16 protein-coding genes are annotated in these 18346 nt (G+C 66.6%); 4 read left to right on the top strand and 12 right to left on the bottom strand.

Annotation, left to right across the window (positions count from 1 at the left end):
- Position 1: 1 nt before the first annotated feature.
- Together AB4Y91_RS04320 and AB4Y91_RS04315 are read right to left on the bottom strand one after the other, a co-directional pair.
- Positions 2-1054 (bottom strand): N-acetylneuraminate synthase family protein, encoded by a 1053-nt coding sequence (locus AB4Y91_RS04320; RefSeq protein WP_441417284.1) that lies wholly within the window; start codon positions 1052-1054, stop codon positions 2-4.
- Positions 1051-1773 carry a PglD-related sugar-binding protein gene (locus AB4Y91_RS04315; protein WP_441417283.1) on the bottom strand — a complete coding sequence of 241 codons (723 nt, stop codon included), beginning with the start codon at positions 1771-1773 and terminating at the stop codon, positions 1051-1053. Before AB4Y91_RS04315 ends, AB4Y91_RS04320 begins: the two co-directional genes overlap by 4 nt.
- Positions 1774-1809: 36 nt before the next feature.
- Here AB4Y91_RS04315 and AB4Y91_RS04310 point away from each other — a divergent pair, with 36 nt between their 5' ends.
- From AB4Y91_RS04310 to AB4Y91_RS04300, 3 genes are read left to right on the top strand one after another with little or no spacing between them, the layout of a single operon-like run.
- Positions 1810-2901 (top strand): Gfo/Idh/MocA family protein, encoded by a 1092-nt coding sequence (locus AB4Y91_RS04310; protein ID WP_441417282.1) that lies wholly within the window; start codon positions 1810-1812, stop codon positions 2899-2901.
- A gap of 55 nt (positions 2902-2956) precedes the next feature.
- Positions 2957-3757, top strand: coding sequence for an acylneuraminate cytidylyltransferase family protein (locus AB4Y91_RS04305; RefSeq protein ID WP_441417281.1), 801 nt, complete (start codon positions 2957-2959; stop codon positions 3755-3757).
- Positions 3754-4548, top strand: coding sequence for an SDR family oxidoreductase (locus AB4Y91_RS04300; RefSeq protein ID WP_441417280.1), 795 nt, complete (start codon positions 3754-3756; stop codon positions 4546-4548). The genes AB4Y91_RS04305 and AB4Y91_RS04300 overlap by 4 nt, the downstream gene beginning before the upstream one ends.
- Before the next feature lie 25 nt (positions 4549-4573).
- On the opposite strand, the gene AB4Y91_RS04295 is transcribed toward AB4Y91_RS04300, so the two are convergent.
- The 4 genes from AB4Y91_RS04295 to AB4Y91_RS04280 form a co-directional block, all read right to left on the bottom strand.
- Positions 4574-5605 (bottom strand): hypothetical protein, encoded by a 1032-nt coding sequence (locus tag AB4Y91_RS04295; protein WP_441417279.1) that lies wholly within the window; start codon positions 5603-5605, stop codon positions 4574-4576.
- A 69-nt stretch (positions 5606-5674) separates the two neighbouring features.
- A complete protein-coding gene (locus AB4Y91_RS04290) occupies positions 5675-6571 on the bottom strand; it encodes a glycosyltransferase family 2 protein (RefSeq protein ID WP_441417278.1) in 897 nt (298 codons plus the stop codon).
- Entirely contained in the window at positions 6571-6984 is a 414-nt protein-coding gene (locus AB4Y91_RS04285; RefSeq protein WP_441417277.1) for a DUF2304 domain-containing protein, read from the bottom strand. The genes AB4Y91_RS04290 and AB4Y91_RS04285 overlap by 1 nt, the downstream gene beginning before the upstream one ends.
- A 3-nt stretch (positions 6985-6987) precedes the next feature.
- Positions 6988-7761 carry a glycosyltransferase family 2 protein gene (locus tag AB4Y91_RS04280; RefSeq protein ID WP_441417276.1) on the bottom strand — a complete coding sequence of 258 codons (774 nt, stop codon included), beginning with the start codon at positions 7759-7761 and terminating at the stop codon, positions 6988-6990.
- A 144-nt stretch (positions 7762-7905) separates the two neighbouring features.
- Here AB4Y91_RS04280 and AB4Y91_RS04275 point away from each other — a divergent pair, with 144 nt between their 5' ends.
- Positions 7906-9975, top strand: coding sequence for a DUF6541 family protein (locus tag AB4Y91_RS04275; protein WP_441417275.1), 2070 nt, complete (start codon positions 7906-7908; stop codon positions 9973-9975).
- 95 nt (positions 9976-10070) lie between these two features.
- Here AB4Y91_RS04275 and AB4Y91_RS04270 read toward each other — a convergent pair whose 3' ends face one another.
- The 6 genes from AB4Y91_RS04270 to glf all read right to left on the bottom strand — a co-directional run bounded on the left by AB4Y91_RS04270 (position 10071) and on the right by glf (position 18100).
- Positions 10071-11135, bottom strand: coding sequence for an ABC transporter substrate-binding protein (locus AB4Y91_RS04270; RefSeq protein WP_441417274.1), 1065 nt, complete (start codon positions 11133-11135; stop codon positions 10071-10073).
- Positions 11136-11223: 88 nt separating this feature from the next.
- Positions 11224-13215: a DUF6541 family protein gene (locus tag AB4Y91_RS04265; protein WP_441417273.1), complete on the bottom strand. Its 1992-nt coding sequence runs from the start codon at positions 13213-13215 to the stop codon at positions 11224-11226.
- A 40-nt stretch (positions 13216-13255) separates the two neighbouring features.
- Positions 13256-14008, bottom strand: coding sequence for an ABC transporter ATP-binding protein (locus AB4Y91_RS04260; protein WP_441417852.1), 753 nt, complete (start codon positions 14006-14008; stop codon positions 13256-13258).
- A gap of 5 nt (positions 14009-14013) precedes the next feature.
- Complete coding sequence (locus AB4Y91_RS04255) at positions 14014-14904, bottom strand: ABC transporter permease (protein ID WP_441417272.1); 891 nt, start codon at positions 14902-14904, stop codon at positions 14014-14016.
- Entirely contained in the window at positions 14901-16916 is a 2016-nt protein-coding gene (locus tag AB4Y91_RS04250) for a glycosyltransferase (protein ID WP_441417271.1), read from the bottom strand. The genes AB4Y91_RS04255 and AB4Y91_RS04250 overlap by 4 nt, the downstream gene beginning before the upstream one ends.
- Positions 16913-18100, bottom strand: a complete 1188-nt coding sequence (gene glf, locus AB4Y91_RS04245) for a UDP-galactopyranose mutase (RefSeq protein ID WP_441417270.1) — start codon at positions 18098-18100, stop codon at positions 16913-16915. Before glf ends, AB4Y91_RS04250 begins: the two co-directional genes overlap by 4 nt.
- Between the last annotated feature and the right edge of the window lie 246 nt (positions 18101-18346).

Raw genomic sequence — 18346 nt, 5'->3', positions numbered from 1 at the left:
CTCAGGCGATGTCCCCGCCGGTTACGGGAGAACCGGCGGCGATGGCGCGCTTGGCCTGCTGCCCCACCACGAGGGCGGACGGCGACAGCCCGCCTTCGGGGCGCAGGATGGCAACGTCGTCGGCCGTGATGACGGCACCGGCCGGGATGTCGCGGACGGCATGGAAGGAACGGCGCACCAGCGTGGCGTTGGCTTCCTCGCTGGGCATCCGCCGCTTGTTCCCGTCCCCGAGCGCGAGGTGCGCTTCCCGGACAAAGCGCACGTAGTCTGCGAATTCCGCCCGCTCCAAGGATGCCGAGTGGTCCGGGCCGTTGCGGGTCTTGTCGGTGGTGATGTGCTTCTCGAGCAGCGTGGACCCGAGGGCGGTGGCGGCGATGGCCGTCACTGACCCCGGGGTGTGATCCGACCAGCCGACCTCGACGCCGAATTCCTGGCGGAGCGCGGGGATGGCCCGGAGGTTGGCTTCTTCCAGCGGTGCGGGGTACGCAGAGACGCAGTGCAGCAGCACGGTGGCCGGAGCCTTGGCAGTCGCCTCGAGCGCCGCGGCGATTTCCTCGCGGGTGCCCATGCCGGTCGAGACGATCATCGGGATGCCGAACTCGGCGATCGCGGCGAGGTACGGAGTGTTGGTGAGCTCTCCGGACCCGATCTTGAGCCCCGGGACACCCAGTTCCGCCAGCATCAGGGCGCTGTCGTAGTCGAACGGAGTGGAAAGGAAGGTGATGCCGCGTTCGGTGCTGTGGTCCCGCAACTCGGCCCAGGCGGACTCGGGCAGCGTGAGCCGGGCCAGCATCTCCGACTGGGACTCCGAGAACCCTGCAGCCTTCTGGTACGGCGTGGTGTCGGCCGATCCGGTGACCAGGGCCTCCGGCTTGAAGGTCTGGAACTTGACCGCGTTTGCACCCGTATCGGCGGCCAGGTCGATGAGTTCATGGGCCACGGCCACATCACCATCGTGGTTCACGCCGGCCTCCGCGATGATAAAGATCTCTTCGGAAGGGCCGATGCGGTGGCTGCCAAAAGTTACGGAGCTGGAAATCGGGTCATGAGTCAATTGGCTGGACCTTTCGTAGATACAAGTCGCTGTGCGGGCACTCCCACATATGTTGTCATACCGGCCAACGGCCGCGTCGCCACCGCACCCGCCCCCAGCACCGCGAAGTCCCCCACGGAAACGCCCGGCAGGATGCGGGCACCTGAGCCTAGAAACACCTGGATTCCCGTCACGGCGGCCCCCAGCAGGACGGCCCCCGGGGCGATGTGGGTACCGGCTCCAACCACCGCGTCGTGTTCGACGACGGCGCTGGTGTTGATGACCGCAGCGTCGCCGATCCGGGCCTGCGGACCCACATGCGCGTGCTCGCAGACCTGGCTGAGGGCGCCGAGGACAGCCGTGCTGTCCACGGTCGCGCTGCTGGCAACCAGCGGAGCGGCCAGGGCCGCAAAGCGGGCCTCGGCCAGGATCGCGTCCGCAATCTTGGAGCGAATGGCGTTGTCGCCGATCCCGACGGCGATCGCGAGGGAATGCCGGGCGGCGTAGTCCAAGGCCTCACCGTCGTCCCCGAAGCAGGCGGGAGTCTCGCCGTCGCGGCCCGCGAAAGCGGCGAGGTCGGGGACAGGGCCATCCGGGCGCGCACCCGCGGTGCCGAAGGCACGGTCGCTGAGGGCGGCGATCCGTTCGCCGCGGCCGCGGATGATGGCGGCCAGGCTGCGGCTATGGCCGGAGGCGCCGATGATGAGCCATGCCGTTTCCTTCGGGGATTGCCCATCCATTTATAGTCGCAGCGCCTTTGAGAATAGAGTTGCCAGATGACCTTTTCATCATACTTGGACGATTCTAAGGTGATGGCGAGCGTCGCCACGCCTGCCGCCCGGGCCCAAGCGGGCCGCCCGCTGCGTGCCCTTGTCCGCGGTACGGGCTCCATCGGGGCTCGGCACCTGCGTGTGTTGCACAGCCTGGGGGTCGAACAACTCTTTGCGTGGCCGGTTAGGCCGCCGTCGTCGGACCCGTCCGCACGCGCCGCCGACTACCCCGCCTCGGTCCAGCTGGTCCAGGGCTACCCGGACGAACCCCTCGACCTGGTCATCATCGCCACCGACACCAACCGGCACGTCGCCGACGCCCTCGAGGCGCTGGAACACCCCCCCGCTTCGATCCTGCTGGAGAAGCCGGTCGCACCGTCCGCGGAAGAAGCGCGCGTGCTGTTGGAGCATCCGCGGGCCAACACCATCACGGTCAGCGCACCGTTGCGCTTCCATCAGGGGCTGGCACTGACGGCGGATATTCTGCCCCTGCTTGGCCGCGTGACCAGCGCCCAGGTGGTGTCCCAGTCCTGGCTGCCCTCGTGGCGGCCGGGCCGCGACTTCCGCAGCAGCTACTCGGCCCGCAAGGACGACGGCGGTGTCCTCCGGGACCTGGTCCACGACATCGACTACCCGGCGATGCTGCTGGGCGCCCCAGTTTCCCTTAAGGCCACCCTCGGGCACGGGATCCTCGGCATCGAGGCCGAAGAGTCCGCCGATGTGCTGTGGGGCGATGGTCCCTGCGTGCACCTGCGCCTGGACTACGTCACGCCGGTTAAAACGCGCAGCATCCGGATTGCGACCGAGCAGGGGGCAATCGGCTGGGACGCAGTAAGGAACGAAGTGACGCTGGACTGGCCCGCTTCCGCGGCGGAACCCGCCGGTTCGGTCCGTGCGGCGTTCCCGGCGGACGCCGACGTCGACGTCGTGCTGGCGCGCCAGTCCCTTGCGGTGCTCGAGCGGGCAGGGACCGTCACCGGCCGCTCCATGGAGGCGTTCTCCCCGGCCGGCCTGGCCGAGGGGCTGCTGGCGGTCGCAATCTGCGACGCGGCCAGGCTGGCCTCGGCGACCGGCGGAACTGAAAAGGTACTGTGGTGATACCGCAATCCGGCCACGCACCATTGCGATCACACGACGAGGTTGAGAAATAACAATGAACGAAAAACCGTCCGCGCCCCGCGTTCTTGCAGTCATCCCCGCCCGGGGAGGCTCCAAGGGATTGCCCGGTAAGAACATCCGGCCGCTGATGGGCAAACCCCTGCTGGCCCACAGCGTGGCCCTCGCCGCGCTGCTGGGAGACAACGTCCGTTGCATCGTCTCCACCGACGACCCCGAGATCGCCGAAGCCGCCCGCGCTGCCGGCGCGGAAGTCCCCTTCATGCGCCCAGCGGACCTCGCCAGCGACTCCGCCCCGATGAGCGTTGTCCTCCGGCACGCCCTGGAGGCGATGGAGTCACTGGACGGCACGACCTACGACATGGTCCTGCTGCTGGATCCCACCAGCCCCACCCGCACACCCGAAAGCGTAAACGAAGCCATCGCGACGCTCGGCGGCAGCCCCGAACTGGACGGCGTCGTCGCGGTCTCCGAGCCGTTCTTCAACCCGACCTGGGTGGGCGTCAAGCCGCAGACCGAAGGCGGCATCGAACTCGAGCGCTACTTCGCCGAGGGCACAGGTGTGGTGCGGCGCCAGGACGTGTCCCGGTTCCTGCGCATCAACGGCAGTTTCTACGTCTGGCGGGCCGAATTCATCCGGCGGCTGGAGAAGAGCTGGTTCGACGAAGGCCGCCACGGCTACGCCGAGATTCCCGAGACCCATGCCTTCAGCATCGATGACGAGAACGAATTCCTGCTGGTTGAAGCCGTCGTCTCCGCCGGTCTGGCCCCTCTCCCCGGCTTCGACGACGCGGGTAAGAACTCCCGCCAGACCCTGGACAAGGACCACTCAGCATGAGCAGCGCGCAGAGCCTCTTTTCCCTGACCGGCCGGACCGCGCTGGTCACCGGTGGGGCCGGCCCGCTGGGGAGCGTCCTCGCGGACGCGCTGGCGGCGCAGGGCGCGGACGTCATCATCTCCGATATCCACGAGCAGGCGTGCCAGGAGGTCGCCGCGGGCCTGCACGACCGCCACGGTGTGGCCGCCCGCGGCATCAGTTCCAACCTGCTCGAACCCGACGGCACCCGGAAACTAGTCGAGGCGATTGACGGTCCCCTGGACATCCTGGTGAACAACGCCGCCTTCACCGGGACCTCCGGGGTCCCGGGCTACGCCGTGCCGTTCGAGGAACAGACGGATGAGGCGTTCGAGCTGGCGTCCTCCCTGAACCTGCGGGCACCGTTTTCGCTGGCCCGGCAGCTGGCGCCCAAGCTCGCTGAAAGCGCGGGGGCATCGATCATCAATGTCTCATCCATCTACGGCATCGTCGCGCCGAACATGGGACTCTACGAGGGAACCCGGATGGGTAACCCGGCCGCGTATGGCGCCACCAAGGGCGGCATCGTGCAGCTGACGCGCTATCTCTCCACCGTGCTCGCACCCCGAATCCGGGTCAACGCCTTCGCCCCCGGCGGCATCGCCCGCGGACAGGACAGCGCCTTCACGGAACGGTATGAAAAGCTGACCCCGCTGGGCCGGATGGCCACCGAAGACGATTTCCGCGGCGTCGTGGCGTGGCTGGCCTCGGACGCTTCGCGTTACGTGACCGGTCAGACCATCGCCGTCGACGGCGGCTGGAGCGCCTGGTAGCCCAGGCACCCCGCCGCCCCGGGCCTTAGGGCCTCAACGGCTCCACGGCCGCCATCGCCGGCAGCTTCGGCAACGGCGAGGGCAGGTGCTGCAGCGGGTGGCGGATCCAGTGCCAGGGGGAGAGCCCCTTCTCGGTTGCGTGCGCGCCTTCGGGGACCTTCTTGAGGCCGAGCACGGTCTGCGCTTTGGTCAGGGGGCCGCTGGCCCAGTACTCCAGGAAGGGAACCACTGTGTGTGCGTCCCAGCCGAGCAGCCGGGACAATTCATGCGGCGTGCGCATGTCCCCGCGGCCCAGCTCTGCTTCGGCGATCGACGTCAGCACGTGCTGGGGCGTGGACTCGTCGTAGAACTCCGGCCACAGATCCCGCATGACCAGGCCCGGATCCGCGGCGGCGTTGGCGCCCAGCCGGAAGTCCGGACCGTAGATGGCGACGTCGGCCCCGCTGACCGCTGCGTACATGATGGAGGTCGACAGCCGGTTGGACACCACACGCTTCGCGACGGACATCATCCAGAGGATCCGTCCGATGAACTGCGGGTCGCGGCGGTCCCCGGCACTAACCACGTCATGGCCGGCAGAGCGCCAGGCATCAAGGATCTCGTCGTTGTGGAGATCATCAATGTGGAGGCATACCGTCGCCGGGCCCTCCTTTTCGCGGACCAGCTGCGCGTAGGCGCCGTGGTCACCGTCCACCTTGAGCAGGGCCGTCCCGTGCAGCGGAAGTACGAGGGTTCGGTCGGTGCGTTCCGGGACGGCGCCGTTGGCGCGGGCGGCGTCAAGCAGGTAGAGGTACGGGGCGCCGATGGCGTCCAGCATGGGCGTGCCGTCGCTGAAGAAGTTGCCGGCGTCGTCCGGGCTCCAGCCGCGTGAAGAGCTGGTCCAGGAAAGCCGGCGCCGGGCCGGGCCCCAGCTGGCGAAGTCGCCGAACTGGGCCGTTATCGGGCTGCTGACGGTCCATCCGTGCTGGATGAGGCCGGACACGTGGCGGAGCCTGCGCGATCCGCAGTAAAGGGCAAAGACGGCCGAGTGGCCGTAGTAGTGGTTCTGGATGTCCATGGGACTGAGCGGCACCTTAAGTTGTCGATCGGGATCACCACCGCCGCTCCCGGCGGCGGGCTCGGATGGTCAGGGCCTGACGGCGTGCGTGACCAGCTTGCGCAGGCCCGGCCACATTCCCTTCGAGACCACCTTCGGCGTCAGGGACACGGCGTTTAGCCGGGACGTGAGGTGCCAGCGCGCGGCGCGGGCGGCCGAGGACCAGCCCTTGGCGGTGAAGTCACGGACGCACTCGTCGAAGAACGCGCGCTCCTCGGCGAAGCGGCGGCCGTCCAGCGCCCGGACCGAGGAGTCGGACTCCCGGTGGCGGCGGTACTGGAAGCACACCGTGTCCACGACGGCCATCTTGCCGCCGCTGAGGGTGATGTCGATGGCCAGCGCAAGGTCCTGGACGACGTCGTACTGGGGACGGAAGTCATGCTTCTTGATGGCGTCGGCGCGCCAGGCAACCGACGGGAAGTACAGCCAGTCGCCCACCATGAGGCTTTCCGCGATGGCTTCGCCGGCGACGATCGCTTCCGACGCCTTGCCGACCAGCTTGTGGCGGAGGAACTGCTTGACGGAGTCACCCAGCGGCTGGTAGACGGAGCCGTTCTCGTCGATCACCTCGACGCCGGGCTGGACAATGCTGACTTCCGGGTCCTGGAAGGCCTTGCGGACCGTGCTGAGGTAGTTCGGCAGCATCAGGTCATCGGCGCCCATGATGACGACGATGTCGTGCTCAACCAGGCCCACGCACTTCTTGTAGTTGCCGTTGGCGCCGAGGTTGACCTCGTTCCGGTAGTACCGGACCCGGTCGTCCGCGGCCACGAGGCCGGCGAAGTATTCCGGCAGGGTGTCGTCCGGATAGCCATCGTCCACAATCGTGAAGCGGAAATCCTTGTCGTCCTGTGCGAGTACGGAGGAAACAGCAGCCTTCATCATGGCTACGTCCCCGTAGTACGGGAACATTACGTCAATTGTCACTATTTTCTTCTCTCGGTTGGCGGCACGGCGGAAGCCGTCTCGGCCCCGCCTGCCGTCGGCTGGATTGGTTTGGATTCCCGTTGGAGTCGTTCCACGGAGGATCGCAGGATGGCAACTTCTTCCGCAAGAATGCGGGTCTCATCCTCAAGGATGGTGAGTTCGCGGGAGACGTGCAGGCTGACGCCCACGAGCAGCAGAATCGCCAGCGCGAACAGCAGATTGGACGGAACGACGACGCCCACCAGCGCGGCCGCCCAGTTCAGGAGTCTGGGGAAGATACCCAGAATGATGGTCAGCGTGCCGATGACCAGCCACAGGATGGCGTACTTCTCCCGCAACCGGCCGTTGCGAAGCATTATGAGGACTACTGCCACCATCACGATGGACAAAATCAAGGAACCTGCAACGTTCATGCCTTAGGCACTTCCCTCTCCGGCAATGTCGCCGGACAGCGGCGCATGTAGTTCGGCCGCGCGCGGAGTCCGGCGTCGGGCCAGCGCGAAACACAGGACCAGGCCCGAGCGCGCGAGATAGATGGATGCTTTGATGGGCCCCTGGCTGGGGGTTCCGGCCTGCCGTTCTTTCATTTCGACGGGCACCTGGGTCACGCGGCAGCCGGACTTGACGGCCACGACCAGCGAATCGATGGTGTCCCCCAGGTATTCGGCCGGGAAATGTGAAATGTACTGCCGCAATGCGGTTTCGTTCGCGGCGCGGAACCCCGAGGTGACGTCCGTCAGCTGCGTTCCGGCGACCGCCGAGATGACCTTGGCGAGGAAGAACATGGCCCAGCGGCGGGGGCCCTTCGCTCCGTAGTTTCCCTTGCCGGCGAAACGGGCACCGATCGAGATGTCGGCATACTCCAGGCCGGCCAGGACACGGTCGATGTCGTGCGGATCGTGCTGGCCGTCCGCGTCCACCTGGATCACCGAGCTGTAGCCGTTGCGGAGGGCGTACTTGAATCCCGCCCGCATGGCCCCTCCGACGCCCAGATTAAAAGGCAGGCGGAGGACCGTGGCACCGGCTTCCCGGGCAATCCTCGGGGTGTCGTCCTTCGAGCCGTCGTCGACGACGAGGACATCATGCTGGGGGACTACAGCCAGGACTTTCCGGATGGTGTTGCCGATGGCCTCGGCCTCGTTCCAAGCCGGCATGACTATTAAAACGCCGGAACGCTGTGAGTTACCCATGGTTTGAAAGTATAGCAACGTGCCACTGCCGCCCCTTGCCCCGCTATGCGCTGCCGCCCAGCGCGGCTCCGGCGCCCGCCGCCGGATTCGTGAGGCCGTCCGCATACTTGTAGGGTTGGCTCTGAAACTTAGGAGACTGGATCAATGACTTGGTGGGAAACGCTTCCTACGCTGGCAGCGACTGCGCTGGTTTACTTCCTTCCCGGTTTGATGATCCTGGCAGCTGCCGGTCTTCGCCGGTTGAACCTGGTGGCCCTGGCCGCCCCCGTATCGGCGTCCGTTTCCGGCATGACGGCCATCATGCTGCCGTACCTGAAGCTCCCTTTTAACCCGGTGAGCTACTTCGCCGTCAGCGTGCTCGCGGCGGCCGCCGTGGCAGTGTTCAGGCTGCTCCGCCGCCGACGCCGGTCGGCAGCCGGATCCGAGGCAGCCGGGACCCGGTTCACCGGCTTCCTGGGAGCAAACGTCCCGCTCTCCCCTGCGGACACCGGAATCTGGCTGGCCCGCCTGGCCATTCCCGCCGCCGTCCTCATCCCTGCCGCGATCATCAGCCTTCGCTACATCACCGGCTTCGGATCCCCGGACAGCTTCTCCGAGACGTTCGACAATATCTACCACCTCAACGCGGTCCGCTACATCGCCGATACCCAGAACGGCTCGACGCTAACACTGGGCAACCTCACCGCCGCGTCCAAGGGCCTGTACCCGGCGGCCATGCACGACTCCATGGCGCTGGTCCTGATGCTCGGTGCCCCGTCGGTCATGGCCGTGGTCAACGTCGGAACCATCGTTACCGGAGCCATCGTCTGGCCGCTGGGCTGCGTGTTCCTGATCAGCCGGATCGTCGGCTACCGGCCGATGCCCCTGCTGGCGGCTGGAATCCTCTCCGCCGGGTTCAGCGGGTTCCCCTACCTCATGGTGGGCTACGGTGTCCTGTACCCGAACCACGCCGCCATCGCTCTGCTTCCTGCCGTGCTTGGGCTGGCCATCGAGGCCCTCGGGATGTCGCGCACTCCCCCGGGCTCGCCGTTGGCACCTGTCCTGGCTCTTGCCGCCACCGTTCCGGGCCTCGCCCTCTCCCACCCCAGCACCTTCGTGGCGCTGCTCGGCTTCGCCACCCCCGTGGTGATCGGCCGCCTGATCCGTTCCTGGCTCGCTGCCAGGGAAGGGCTGGTCTCACGGCGGCAGCCGCGGTTCTGGCTGGCCTTCACGGTCGCTTACCTGCTCGCCACCACCGCTGTCTGGGTGGTCGCCCGCCCCAGCCTCAGCTCTGCCGGCTGGACCCCGTTCCAGACCAACGCACGGGCCATCGGCGAAATCCTCGGCAGCGCGCCCATGGGGACCACCACTGCCTGGGTCATGCTGGTCCTGACCATCGTGGGGCTGTACGTCATCGCACGCCAACTGCGACGCTACTGGTGGGTCGCCGGCATGTACGCCGCCGGCGCCGTGCTTTACCTGGTGGTTTCCAGCTGGAGCAACGGCTTTTTCCGCAATTTCCTCACCGGAGTCTGGTACACGGACAGCTTCAGGCTTGCCGCACTGCTCCCGGTGGTGACTCTCCCCGTCGTCGTGCTTGGCGCCGAATGGGTGATCTGGCGCGTCCGCGCCCTGACCGGCGCCCTGATCGCGACCGCGAAGGAACGGCCGGCAGCCCTTCCCCGGGCAGCCTCGGGCATGATCGGCCGGCTGCCGGCGTCCTCGGGCATCGCGATGGGCTGCGTGGTACTGCTGGCCCTTGGCCTCGGCGCCCAGGGCGGAACCCTCTCCACGGTCCAGAACCGCATCAGCACCATCTTCACCACGACGCCGACGGCCTCGCTGCTGTCGACCGACGAGGTCTCACTGCTCAACGAAGTGGCGGCCATTGTGCCCGAGGGCGACGTCGTGGTGGGCAACCCCCGGACCGGCGCCTCGCTGGTTTATGCCTTCTCCGGCCGCCGCGCCCTGGCCCCGCATATCTTCGGCATCCGTACCCCGGAGGAACAGCTCCTCCTTGACCACTGGGACGAAGCCGCCTACAACGCCGCAGTATGCCCGGCGATCAAGTCGCTCAAGGCCTATTGGGCACTCGACTTCGGCAACACCGAGATCACCCCGCGTGCCGAGCCCCTCGTGGGCGTCCGCGACCTGACGGACAACACCGCCCCGGGAGTAAAGCTCGTCAAGGCCGTGGGCAGCGCCCGCCTTTTCCGCGTGACTGCCTGCGGGTAGCGCCCTGCCAGCAAAGAGCCAGGCCGGGGACGATGTCCCGGCCTGGCTCTTCGCTTTTCTGCGTACTACTACTTTCCGTACTACTTTCCTGCGTACTACTTGCCTGCGCTGCGCTGCTGTTCATAGTAGGCCGCCTTCGCCAGTTCCGGAACAATGTTCCGGCCGGCCCAGGCGACGCCCAGCGCGGATCCGGACCGCAGGGCCTGATCCTCGATCCCCGCAGCATAAAACAGGGAGGGCTGCTTGGCCGTCGTCAGCGCCGGGATCTTGCCGCCCGCACGCAGGGAGGCCATGTCGTCCTGGCTGATGGAGGCCACCAGGATGTCCGCGGTGAGTTCATCGGCGCGTTCGTGCGGCCACACGTAGGCGACCGGCGACTTCTGCCCGCCGGTGGCACGGCCTTCTGCCTTGACCTTGGCCAGCGCCGGGGCCGGAGCGAGACCGAAATCCTTCAGCACGCCCAGCACCACGGAATCGTCAGGATAGACCTGGATGTCGGCGCCGTCCGCGGACGACGCCGCCGCGAACAGGACGGTGGTTCCCTTGAGTCCGGCGTAGTCACGGACCGAATCCCTGACCGCCCCCTCGGTCCTGGCCTGCAGCTCGGAGGCAGCGCTGCTACGGCCCAGGACCTTTCCGATAAGTGCCGATCGCTGGCGCCAGTCACGGCCCGAATCCGCCGACTCGGAGAGCACTACCGGCGCGATCTCCGAGAGCTTGTCGTAGTCGGCGCGGGTGATGCTGCCGCCGACGGCCAAAATGACGTCCGGATCAAGATTGCGGATGTCATCGAGCGGCATCGCGACTTTGTCATTGAGGAGGAACGGAGGGGCGCCGTCGATGTCCCGCATCGCGTCGGTGAACCACGGCGACGAGGCGGAGCCGGAGATCCCCACCGGGGCCAGACCCAGCGCGGCGGCCGTGTCGGCGTCTGCGCTGCTCAACGCCACGACGCGCTTGGGCGGCGCGGCTACCGTCGTCGTCCCGTAGCTGTGGGTGAGGCTCAGCGGAAACGCGCTGGCTGAGACCTCGACTGCGTCACTGCCCTTGGTCGAGCTGCAGGCGGGCAGCGCCAGGGGCAAGGCAACAATTGCGGCGAGGAATCCGCGCCGGCCGACCACCTTGCCGGTCGTTGGTCCATTCGGCGGCGTCATGGCCATGTTTGAATCCTCAGTATTTCGGTGGTGGACAATGGTGCGGGCCCGCTGGACAGGTCCGAGTGTATCGCGTGCAAAAAGGGCGGCCCGTTTACCTGCATGCGGTCAGTTTCAGGAGTTTGGCCTCGCCGTGCTGGTCGACCACCTTGGCCACGCCGGCCTTCTCAAGGTCGGCCAGGCCGGGCGCGGGGTGGTGCTCGTTATTGATTTCCTGGGTGCCGAAGTCCAGGACGTAACCGATGCCGAGCCGCGACACCGCGGGGCAGACGTCAGGGTCCGTCTTGGCGTTCCGCAGCCGGGCCAGGATGGTCTTGTCATCCGGGTTCTCGTGGCTGGTCAGGATGTGAAGTTGCATGGTGCGCCGGCCGGCCAGGGCGTAGGCCAGGGCGCTGCCGTTTCCCGGGTTCGAGGCGATGACCTCATCCGCCGGAACGTACTGGTCCAGATCGGCCAGGACGGCGGCTTCATCCGAGGTGAGCAGCGGCGACTCCGCCGTCAGCGCATAGCTGCCGCGGGCCAGTGAGACCATGTCCGGAACGCTGCCCAACTGGGTGAGGACCACCAGCACCACGGCGCCGGCTGCCGACACCGTCGCCTTCACTGGCTTGCGGGACAGCAGCGGACTCCGCGACGGACCGGCGTCGCCGACGCCGGCTGCACCCGCGCCGGCCGCGGCGAGTCGGGACCGGAGCCATGTCCAGGCGGCGGTTGCCCCGACGGCGGCCGGCACTATCACCGCCACCGGCAGCAGGGCGGCCAGCCGGTAGCTGTCGCTGTACCAGGTGCCGGAGAGCAGGTAGCGCAGCCGGCCGGCGGGGAAGCTGGAGACGGCCACAAAGAGCAGCGCCGCGATAAGCAGGACGCCGATCAGCCACCAGTTGCGCCGCTTGCGGACGGCCAGGACGACGCCGACCACCGTGAGCAGCGAGATTGCGACGGCGGGCGAGGTGCCCAGGGGCGCATTGCCCGCCACTTGCAGCAGCGCCCGCGGGATGGACTGAACCGGCGGCCAGAAGGCTGCCGCGAAGGATGGCCTGGCGAAAACCCAGAGGCCCAGCGCCGCCGCGGCGCCGACCAGGAGGGCGGCGCTCCAGGCCACGCCCCGGCGCTTGTTCGCCGCCCAGTCCCGGCGCCATTTCAGGATCGAAACCACGTAGACGTACAGCACGGCGGGAGCCAGGAACGCCAGGAAGGCCAGGAAGGTGCTGGGGTGCGCCTGGGCAACGCCGGCCGAGGCGAGCCCCAGCACGACCAGTGGCAGCGGTCCCCGAAGCTCCGGAACTGCTGAAAGCCCCAGGGCCTGCACGCCCAGCGCGAGCAGGGCCGGCAGCAGGGACAGCGACAGCAGGTTCGGATAGAGGACACCGAAGTGGATCATGAGCAGGGGAAACGCTCCGAACCCGGCGGACAGGATGCCCGCGATGAAGGCGGCGTCCCTGCGCTGGCCCAGGGCCTGCTGGCAGAGGTAGACGCAGCCTAGGGGCCATGCGATGGACGCGATGGCGATGTTGCCGGCGTTGACCGCGACGGGGACAGAAGCCATGGAGGTCTCGGCGATCAGCGAGATGAACGCATGCCAGCCCGCCGGATAGAACGAGCCGCCGGTCATGGCGCCGAGGGTCAGCGACGACGCCTGGCCGGTGTCCTCAATAAAGCGGATGGCATTCAGGTGGAAGATGTTGTCGAAGGTCTGGGAAATGTGCTCCGGGGACCCGATGACCTCCACCATCCGCGCACAAATGATGATGCCGCCGAGGCCGGCACCGCCAAGGGCCCACCAGAACCGCGGATCGATCCGCCGCTCCGTTTGAAGCCCGCGCCATCTTTCCGGCAGCACGTGCCGGAGACCCACGGCCGCGAGGACAGCGACGGCGGTCAGGCCGGCGACCGGCAGAAGCGACCACGGGACTTTCAGGAACGGGGCCAGCAGGCCCGCAACGGACACCAGTGCGATTGAGAGCACCGGTGACAGCGCGGCAACGGCAAATGCCCGGAAGCCGAGGGCACGCCCGAGGACCAGTCCGGGCACGACCAGCACCAGGACGGCCGTCAGTACCGCGGGCAGGCTCGCAAACCAGGACATCTGTGGCAACTCCTCAAGAGATGGGGCGGCGGACGGCGGACTAGGACGCCGCGGCCGACCGGCGTCGCAGTTCCGTCACGACTTCAGCGACCGGTCCGTCCAGGACGACGTTGCCGTGCTCGAGGAGGACCCCCCGTTCGCAGACGGTGGAGACAAGGTCGAGGTCATGGCTGACGACAAAGAGTGTCTTCCCTGCCTCCGCCAACTCCTTGATTTTCGCGATGCACTTGCGCTGGAACGGTTCGTCGCCGACCGCAAGGATTTCATCGATCAGGAAGATCTCCGGGTCCGTGTGCACGGCAATCGAGAAGGCGAGACGCAGATACATTCCCGAGGAGTAGAACTTCACCTCGGTGTCGATGAACTCCCCGATTTCGGCGAATTCAACGATCGAGTCGAACATCTCGTTGATCTGCTTTTCCGTCATGCCCAGGATGGCACCGTTCAGGTACACGTTGTCCCGTCCGCTGAGGTCGTGGTGGAAGCCCGCTCCGACCTCGATCAAACCGGCCACCCTCCCCCGCGTCCGGACGGTACCGGCATCGGGCTGCAGCACGCCGGAGATGAGCTTGAGGAGCGTCGATTTGCCCGAGCCGTTGAGGCCGAGCAGCGCCACGGTCTCCCCCTGGTGGACGTCCAGGGAGACGTCCCGCAGCGCGTCGAAAACCTTGTACATGTCGCCCTTGCGCCCGCGGACAAACCAGACCAGCGCTTCCTTCAGGGACCTGGTGTGCCGCAGCACGAACTTCTTGCGCACGTCCGTGCACGTAATCGCCAGCATTTTTTCCTGCATGACTTTCACAGCTCCTGGGCAAAACGGACGGAAAGCTTGCGGAAGACCAGCTGGCCGATGAACAGGATCACCAGCGAGACGCCGAGCGCCACCGGCGCCCAGACCGAAGCGAGCCCGTGCATGACCGGGGCGGCCGCGACCTGGTCGGCGTTCAGGGTCGGGTACCAGAAGCCCCAGTGGAAGATCTCCACCGCGACGGTCATCGGGTTCAGCTGGTACAGGAAGAAGTACGGGCCGAGGGCCCGCTCCACCATGGTCCAGACGTACAGGACCGGCGAGGCCCAGGTCACGATCATGAGGATCATGTCGACGATGTTTTCCGAGTCCCGGAAGTACACGTTGGCGGCTCCGAAGAGGAGTCCCAACCCGGTGGCCAGCACGCCGACGATGATGAAGGCGAGGACCACGGCGGCGAGCTGCAGGATGCTCGGGGCCCAGCCCGCCATCAGGCAGGCACCGATGAGCACCAGCGTCTGGGGCAGGAAGTGGATGGCGGATACCAGCAGCGTCGAGACCGGAAACAATTCACGCGGCAGGTAGATCTTCCGGATCAGGTCCCGGTTGTCAACGATCGAACGGGTCGAGTTGCCAAGGACCTCAACGAAGAAGTTCACCAGGATGATTCCGGAGAAAAGGTAGATCGCGTAGTTCGGGGTGCTGCCTTGGAGGTTCAGGAAGATGCCAAGCGCCACAAAGTAGACCAGGAACTGCATCAGCGGCTTCACATAGGACCACAGCAGCCCGAGGACCGAGCCGCGGTAGCGGACCTTGATTTCCTTGCGCACCAGGAGCTTGAGCAGGAACCACTGGCGGAACACGTCCCGCAGCCCTCCCCCTTCGCCGGGGGTGGTCAGCGGGGAAACCACTGTTCCGCCACCGGATGGAGTGGCGGTCATATCTTCGCCTCTCCCCTCTCCTGTTCCTTGACCGCGACAGCCTCGAAGGTTTCCCGCCAGGCCGCCTGGCCGGTGAACCCGGGCAGCGCGTCCTTGTACCGGCGGGCGTTGTTGTCCCATTCGGCCATCAGCTTCATGTGCAGCCTGACCGTCCGCAGGAGCATGCTTCCGAACTGCTTCCGGTCACGCTTGTACCAGGACGCGCCGCTGCCGTCCGAGGAGGACACGAGGGCAGAGTCGAGTGCCGCGAGCCGCCACCAGCGCGCCTCCACAGCCGGGACGGCCACTTCGGGATTCGTCATTGCGTCCTCGCGGACGGGACGCAGCTGGCGCAGCAGCCCGGTGACCGCGCGAACCAGCGATTCCGCCACGTAGTTCGGTTCGTGTTCCGCATCCACTTCACCGGAGCGGAGGACACGCGGGAACGAGTGCAGGTCCGGAGTGATCCGCGCGTCGGTGAAGTCGGCGCGGGTTTTCCGCACCCAATCCAGCCTATCCGCGATAGTCGCGTGAAGGTGCTCGGGTCCGCTGAGCACGTCCTCGAGCGCCTTGAGCCGGACTTCAACGGCGGAATACTGCATCGAGATCAGGTGCCGGACATCCACCGCGATGCTTTCGAACGGCATCCGGCCGCCCTTTTTACGCGGTGAGTGGCTCAGCGCCGCCACCCAACGGTTGCGCTGGTGGTAGTAGGCCTGCCAGTCGATGGTGTCGTCTTTTTCGCTCCAGGGCATGTGCCAGACGGCGGCGCCGGGCAGGGTCACCGTGGTGATGCCGTGTTCCTTGGCGCGGATGCCGTATTCGGCGTCGTCCCACTTGATGAAGACGGGGAGGGCGTAGCCGACCTCGCGGACGATCGAGGTGGGGATCATGCACATCCACCAGCCGTTGTAGTCGACGTCGATCCGGCGGTGCATCCAGGGCGTGGTACGCAGGTTGCTGGCGCCGAAGTCGTGGGCCTCTTTGGTGTTCACGGCGGGTCGCCAGAAGTAGCGGGCGTCGTCGACCTGCTCGCCGTAGGTGTGCAGGACCGAGCGCTCGTACAGGTTGAACATGTGCCCGCCCACGATGGTGGGCGTCCGCGTGAAGTCCGCGAAGCTAACCGCGCGCAGGATGCCTTCGGTTTCGATGCTGACATCGTCATCGAGCAGCATGACGTACTTGCTGCGCCCATCCTTCAGCGTCTCGTCCATGCCGCGCGAGAAGCCACCGGAGCCGCCGATATTGCCCTGCTCGATGATCTTGAGCCGGTCCCCGAGAATCGCCGCCTGCTCCTCGAACTGCGGCTGGGCGCGGACCTTGTCGGTCCCCTGGTCCACCAGGATGAAGCGGTCCAGGATCTTGACGACGTCGGCGTCCCCGGCCAGCGTGCCGATGTGGCGCAGCGCGTAGTCGGGCCGGTTGAAGGTGGTCACGGCGATGGAGAGGGTGCCGGGCACGAACCCTTCGGGTTCGCGGACGGACCACCCGGCACTCCTGAGGGTTACCGGGGTGCCGTGGGCCACGAGGTCGAACCAGTACCAGCCGCCGTCGACGAACGACTTCAACGGCAGGTCAAAGGTGACTTCTCCGCCTTGCGAGGCGTGGGTGCTGTCCACCCGGTTCGCCGTGCCACGGGGGCTGGAACGGTAGACGATGACCGTTGCCTCGGCGTCGACGTCGACCGTCAGCCGTACCGTCTCCACAGCGGTGTGGTTCCGCCAGTAGCTGGCGGGGAACGCGTTGAAATAGGTTCCCAGCGAAACCCTCCGGAACTCCGGCAGCGTCATGCTGTTGCGGCCGGTGATGAAGCCGGAGTGCTGGGGCGAGGTAGCCGGAACCGTCGGGGGCGCCGAGATCCGACCCCGCCGGAGGGCGCGCTTGGACAGCTGCACCACGCGCTGGACCGGGTTGAAATCGACGTACAGCGGAAGGACGTCGGTGTCGCCGTCGACCGGCAGCACGACGCGGTGGACAGTCCGGAAGGGGCGCTGGTCTTCAGCCCGTGTCGATGCGTCCACGGCTACGCTCATGCGTCCACTCCTCCGCTTTCAATCTTGGCGCCGGCCTCGAAGTGCGGGCGGATTTTGTTCTCGAACATGGTCAGGGCGGAACCGATGGCCATGTGCATGTCCAGGTACTTGTAGGTGCCCAGGCGCCCGCCGAAGAGCACGTCCCGCTCGGCGGCCGCGAGGTCGCGGTACTTGAGCAGCCGTTCGCGGTCGGCGGCGGTGTTGATCGGGTAGTAGGGCTCGTCGCCCTTCTCGGCCGCGCGGGAGAACTCACGCATGATGACGGTCTTTTCCGTCTGGTACTCGCGCTCGGGGTGGAAGTGGCGCGGCTCGATGATGCGGGTGTAGGCGACGTCGTCGTCGTTGTAGTTCACCACGGAGGTGCCCTGGAAATCCCCGACGTCGAGCACTTCCTCTTCGAAGTCGATGGTGCGCCAGGAGAGGTCGCCCTCGGCGTAGTCGAAGTAGCGGTCCACCGGTCCGGTGTAGACGACCGGGATGTTGCCGACGACCTTGTCCTTGCTGTACTCGTGCGACTCATCGAAGAAGTCGGTGTTGAGCCGGACCTCGATGTTCGGGTGCTCTGCCATCTTCTCGATCCACGCGGTGTAGCCGTTCGTCGGCAGGCCCTCGTACTTATCGTTGAAGTAGCGGTTGTCGTAGTTGTAACGCACCGGGAGCCGGGAAATGATGCCCGCGGGCAGGTCCTTGGGATCCGTCTGCCACTGCTTGCCGGTGTAGTGCTTGATGAACGCTTCGTAGAGCGGCCGGCCGATCAGCTGGATGCCCTTGTCGTTCAGGTTCTGCGGGTCGGTGCCCGCGAGCTCTCCGGCCTGTTCCTTGATCAGGTCCTGGGCCTGGCCCGGGGTCAGGTTCGCACGGAAGAACTGGTTGATGGTGGCCAGGTTGATGGGCAGGGAGTAGACCTCGCCCTTGTGGACGCCGTAGACCTTGTGCACGTAGTTGGTGAACGTCGTGAAGCGGTTGACGTACTCCCAGACGCGTTCGTTGGAGGTGTGGAAGAGGTGGGCGCCGTACCGGTGGACTTCGATCCCGGTCTGCTCCTCCTTTTCGCTGTAGGCATTGCCGCCGATGTGGTGGCGGCGGTCGATAACGACGACCTTCAAGCCCAGCTCAGTGGCGGCCTGTTCTGCGATTGTCAGGCCGAAAAAGCCCGACCCTACGATGACGAGGTCAGCGGTCACAAAATCTCCTGGTTCGAATGTGGGCAGCGCAACGTTGTGCATTGTCTGCTGCTCTAGACTACCGAGGCTTTTGCCGGAGCCACGAATCGCGGCGCCCGCCACGGTGTGCCGCCGGAGCTGTCCGGTCCCGAGCCGCACCTGGTTGCCCCCGGCGGGTCTTTTCCACATCGGACCCTTTTCCACATGGCCGGATTCGATGGCCTGCCGGCCCGGGGCCCTTCCCTAGCGTGGGTTTAGCGCGCGTCC

Source organism: Arthrobacter sp. YAF16, assembly GCF_052113385.1.
Lineage (GTDB): Bacteria > Actinomycetota > Actinomycetes > Actinomycetales > Micrococcaceae > Arthrobacter.
Note: the sequence above shows the minus strand (reverse complement) of the source record. Positions and strands in the feature narration are given on the sequence as shown.

Excerpts from the sequence above, each read along its gene's own strand:
- AB4Y91_RS04305 (WP_441417281.1), top strand. The coding sequence starts at position 2,957 with ATGAACGAAAAACCGTCCGCGCCCCGCGTTCTTGCAGTCATCCCCGCC.
- AB4Y91_RS04265 (WP_441417273.1), bottom strand. The coding sequence starts at position 13,215 with ATGTCCTGGTTTGCGAGCCTGCCCGCGGTACTGACGGCCGTCCTGGTG.
- AB4Y91_RS04280 (WP_441417276.1), bottom strand. The coding sequence starts at position 7,761 with ATGGGTAACTCACAGCGTTCCGGCGTTTTAATAGTCATGCCGGCTTGG.
- AB4Y91_RS04250 (WP_441417271.1), bottom strand. The coding sequence starts at position 16,916 with ATGAGCGTAGCCGTGGACGCATCGACACGGGCTGAAGACCAGCGCCCC.
- AB4Y91_RS04255 (WP_441417272.1), bottom strand. The coding sequence starts at position 14,904 with ATGACCGCCACTCCATCCGGTGGCGGAACAGTGGTTTCCCCGCTGACC.
- AB4Y91_RS04260 (WP_441417852.1), bottom strand. The coding sequence starts at position 14,008 with ATGCAGGAAAAAATGCTGGCGATTACGTGCACGGACGTGCGCAAGAAG.
- AB4Y91_RS04295 (WP_441417279.1), bottom strand. The coding sequence starts at position 5,605 with ATGGACATCCAGAACCACTACTACGGCCACTCGGCCGTCTTTGCCCTT.
- AB4Y91_RS04270 (WP_441417274.1), bottom strand. The coding sequence starts at position 11,135 with ATGGCCATGACGCCGCCGAATGGACCAACGACCGGCAAGGTGGTCGGC.
- AB4Y91_RS04315 (WP_441417283.1), bottom strand. The coding sequence starts at position 1,773 with ATGGATGGGCAATCCCCGAAGGAAACGGCATGGCTCATCATCGGCGCC.
- AB4Y91_RS04300 (WP_441417280.1), top strand. The coding sequence starts at position 3,754 with ATGAGCAGCGCGCAGAGCCTCTTTTCCCTGACCGGCCGGACCGCGCTG.
- AB4Y91_RS04310 (WP_441417282.1), top strand. The coding sequence starts at position 1,810 with ATGACCTTTTCATCATACTTGGACGATTCTAAGGTGATGGCGAGCGTC.
- AB4Y91_RS04285 (WP_441417277.1), bottom strand. The coding sequence starts at position 6,984 with ATGAACGTTGCAGGTTCCTTGATTTTGTCCATCGTGATGGTGGCAGTA.
- AB4Y91_RS04275 (WP_441417275.1), top strand. The coding sequence starts at position 7,906 with ATGACTTGGTGGGAAACGCTTCCTACGCTGGCAGCGACTGCGCTGGTT.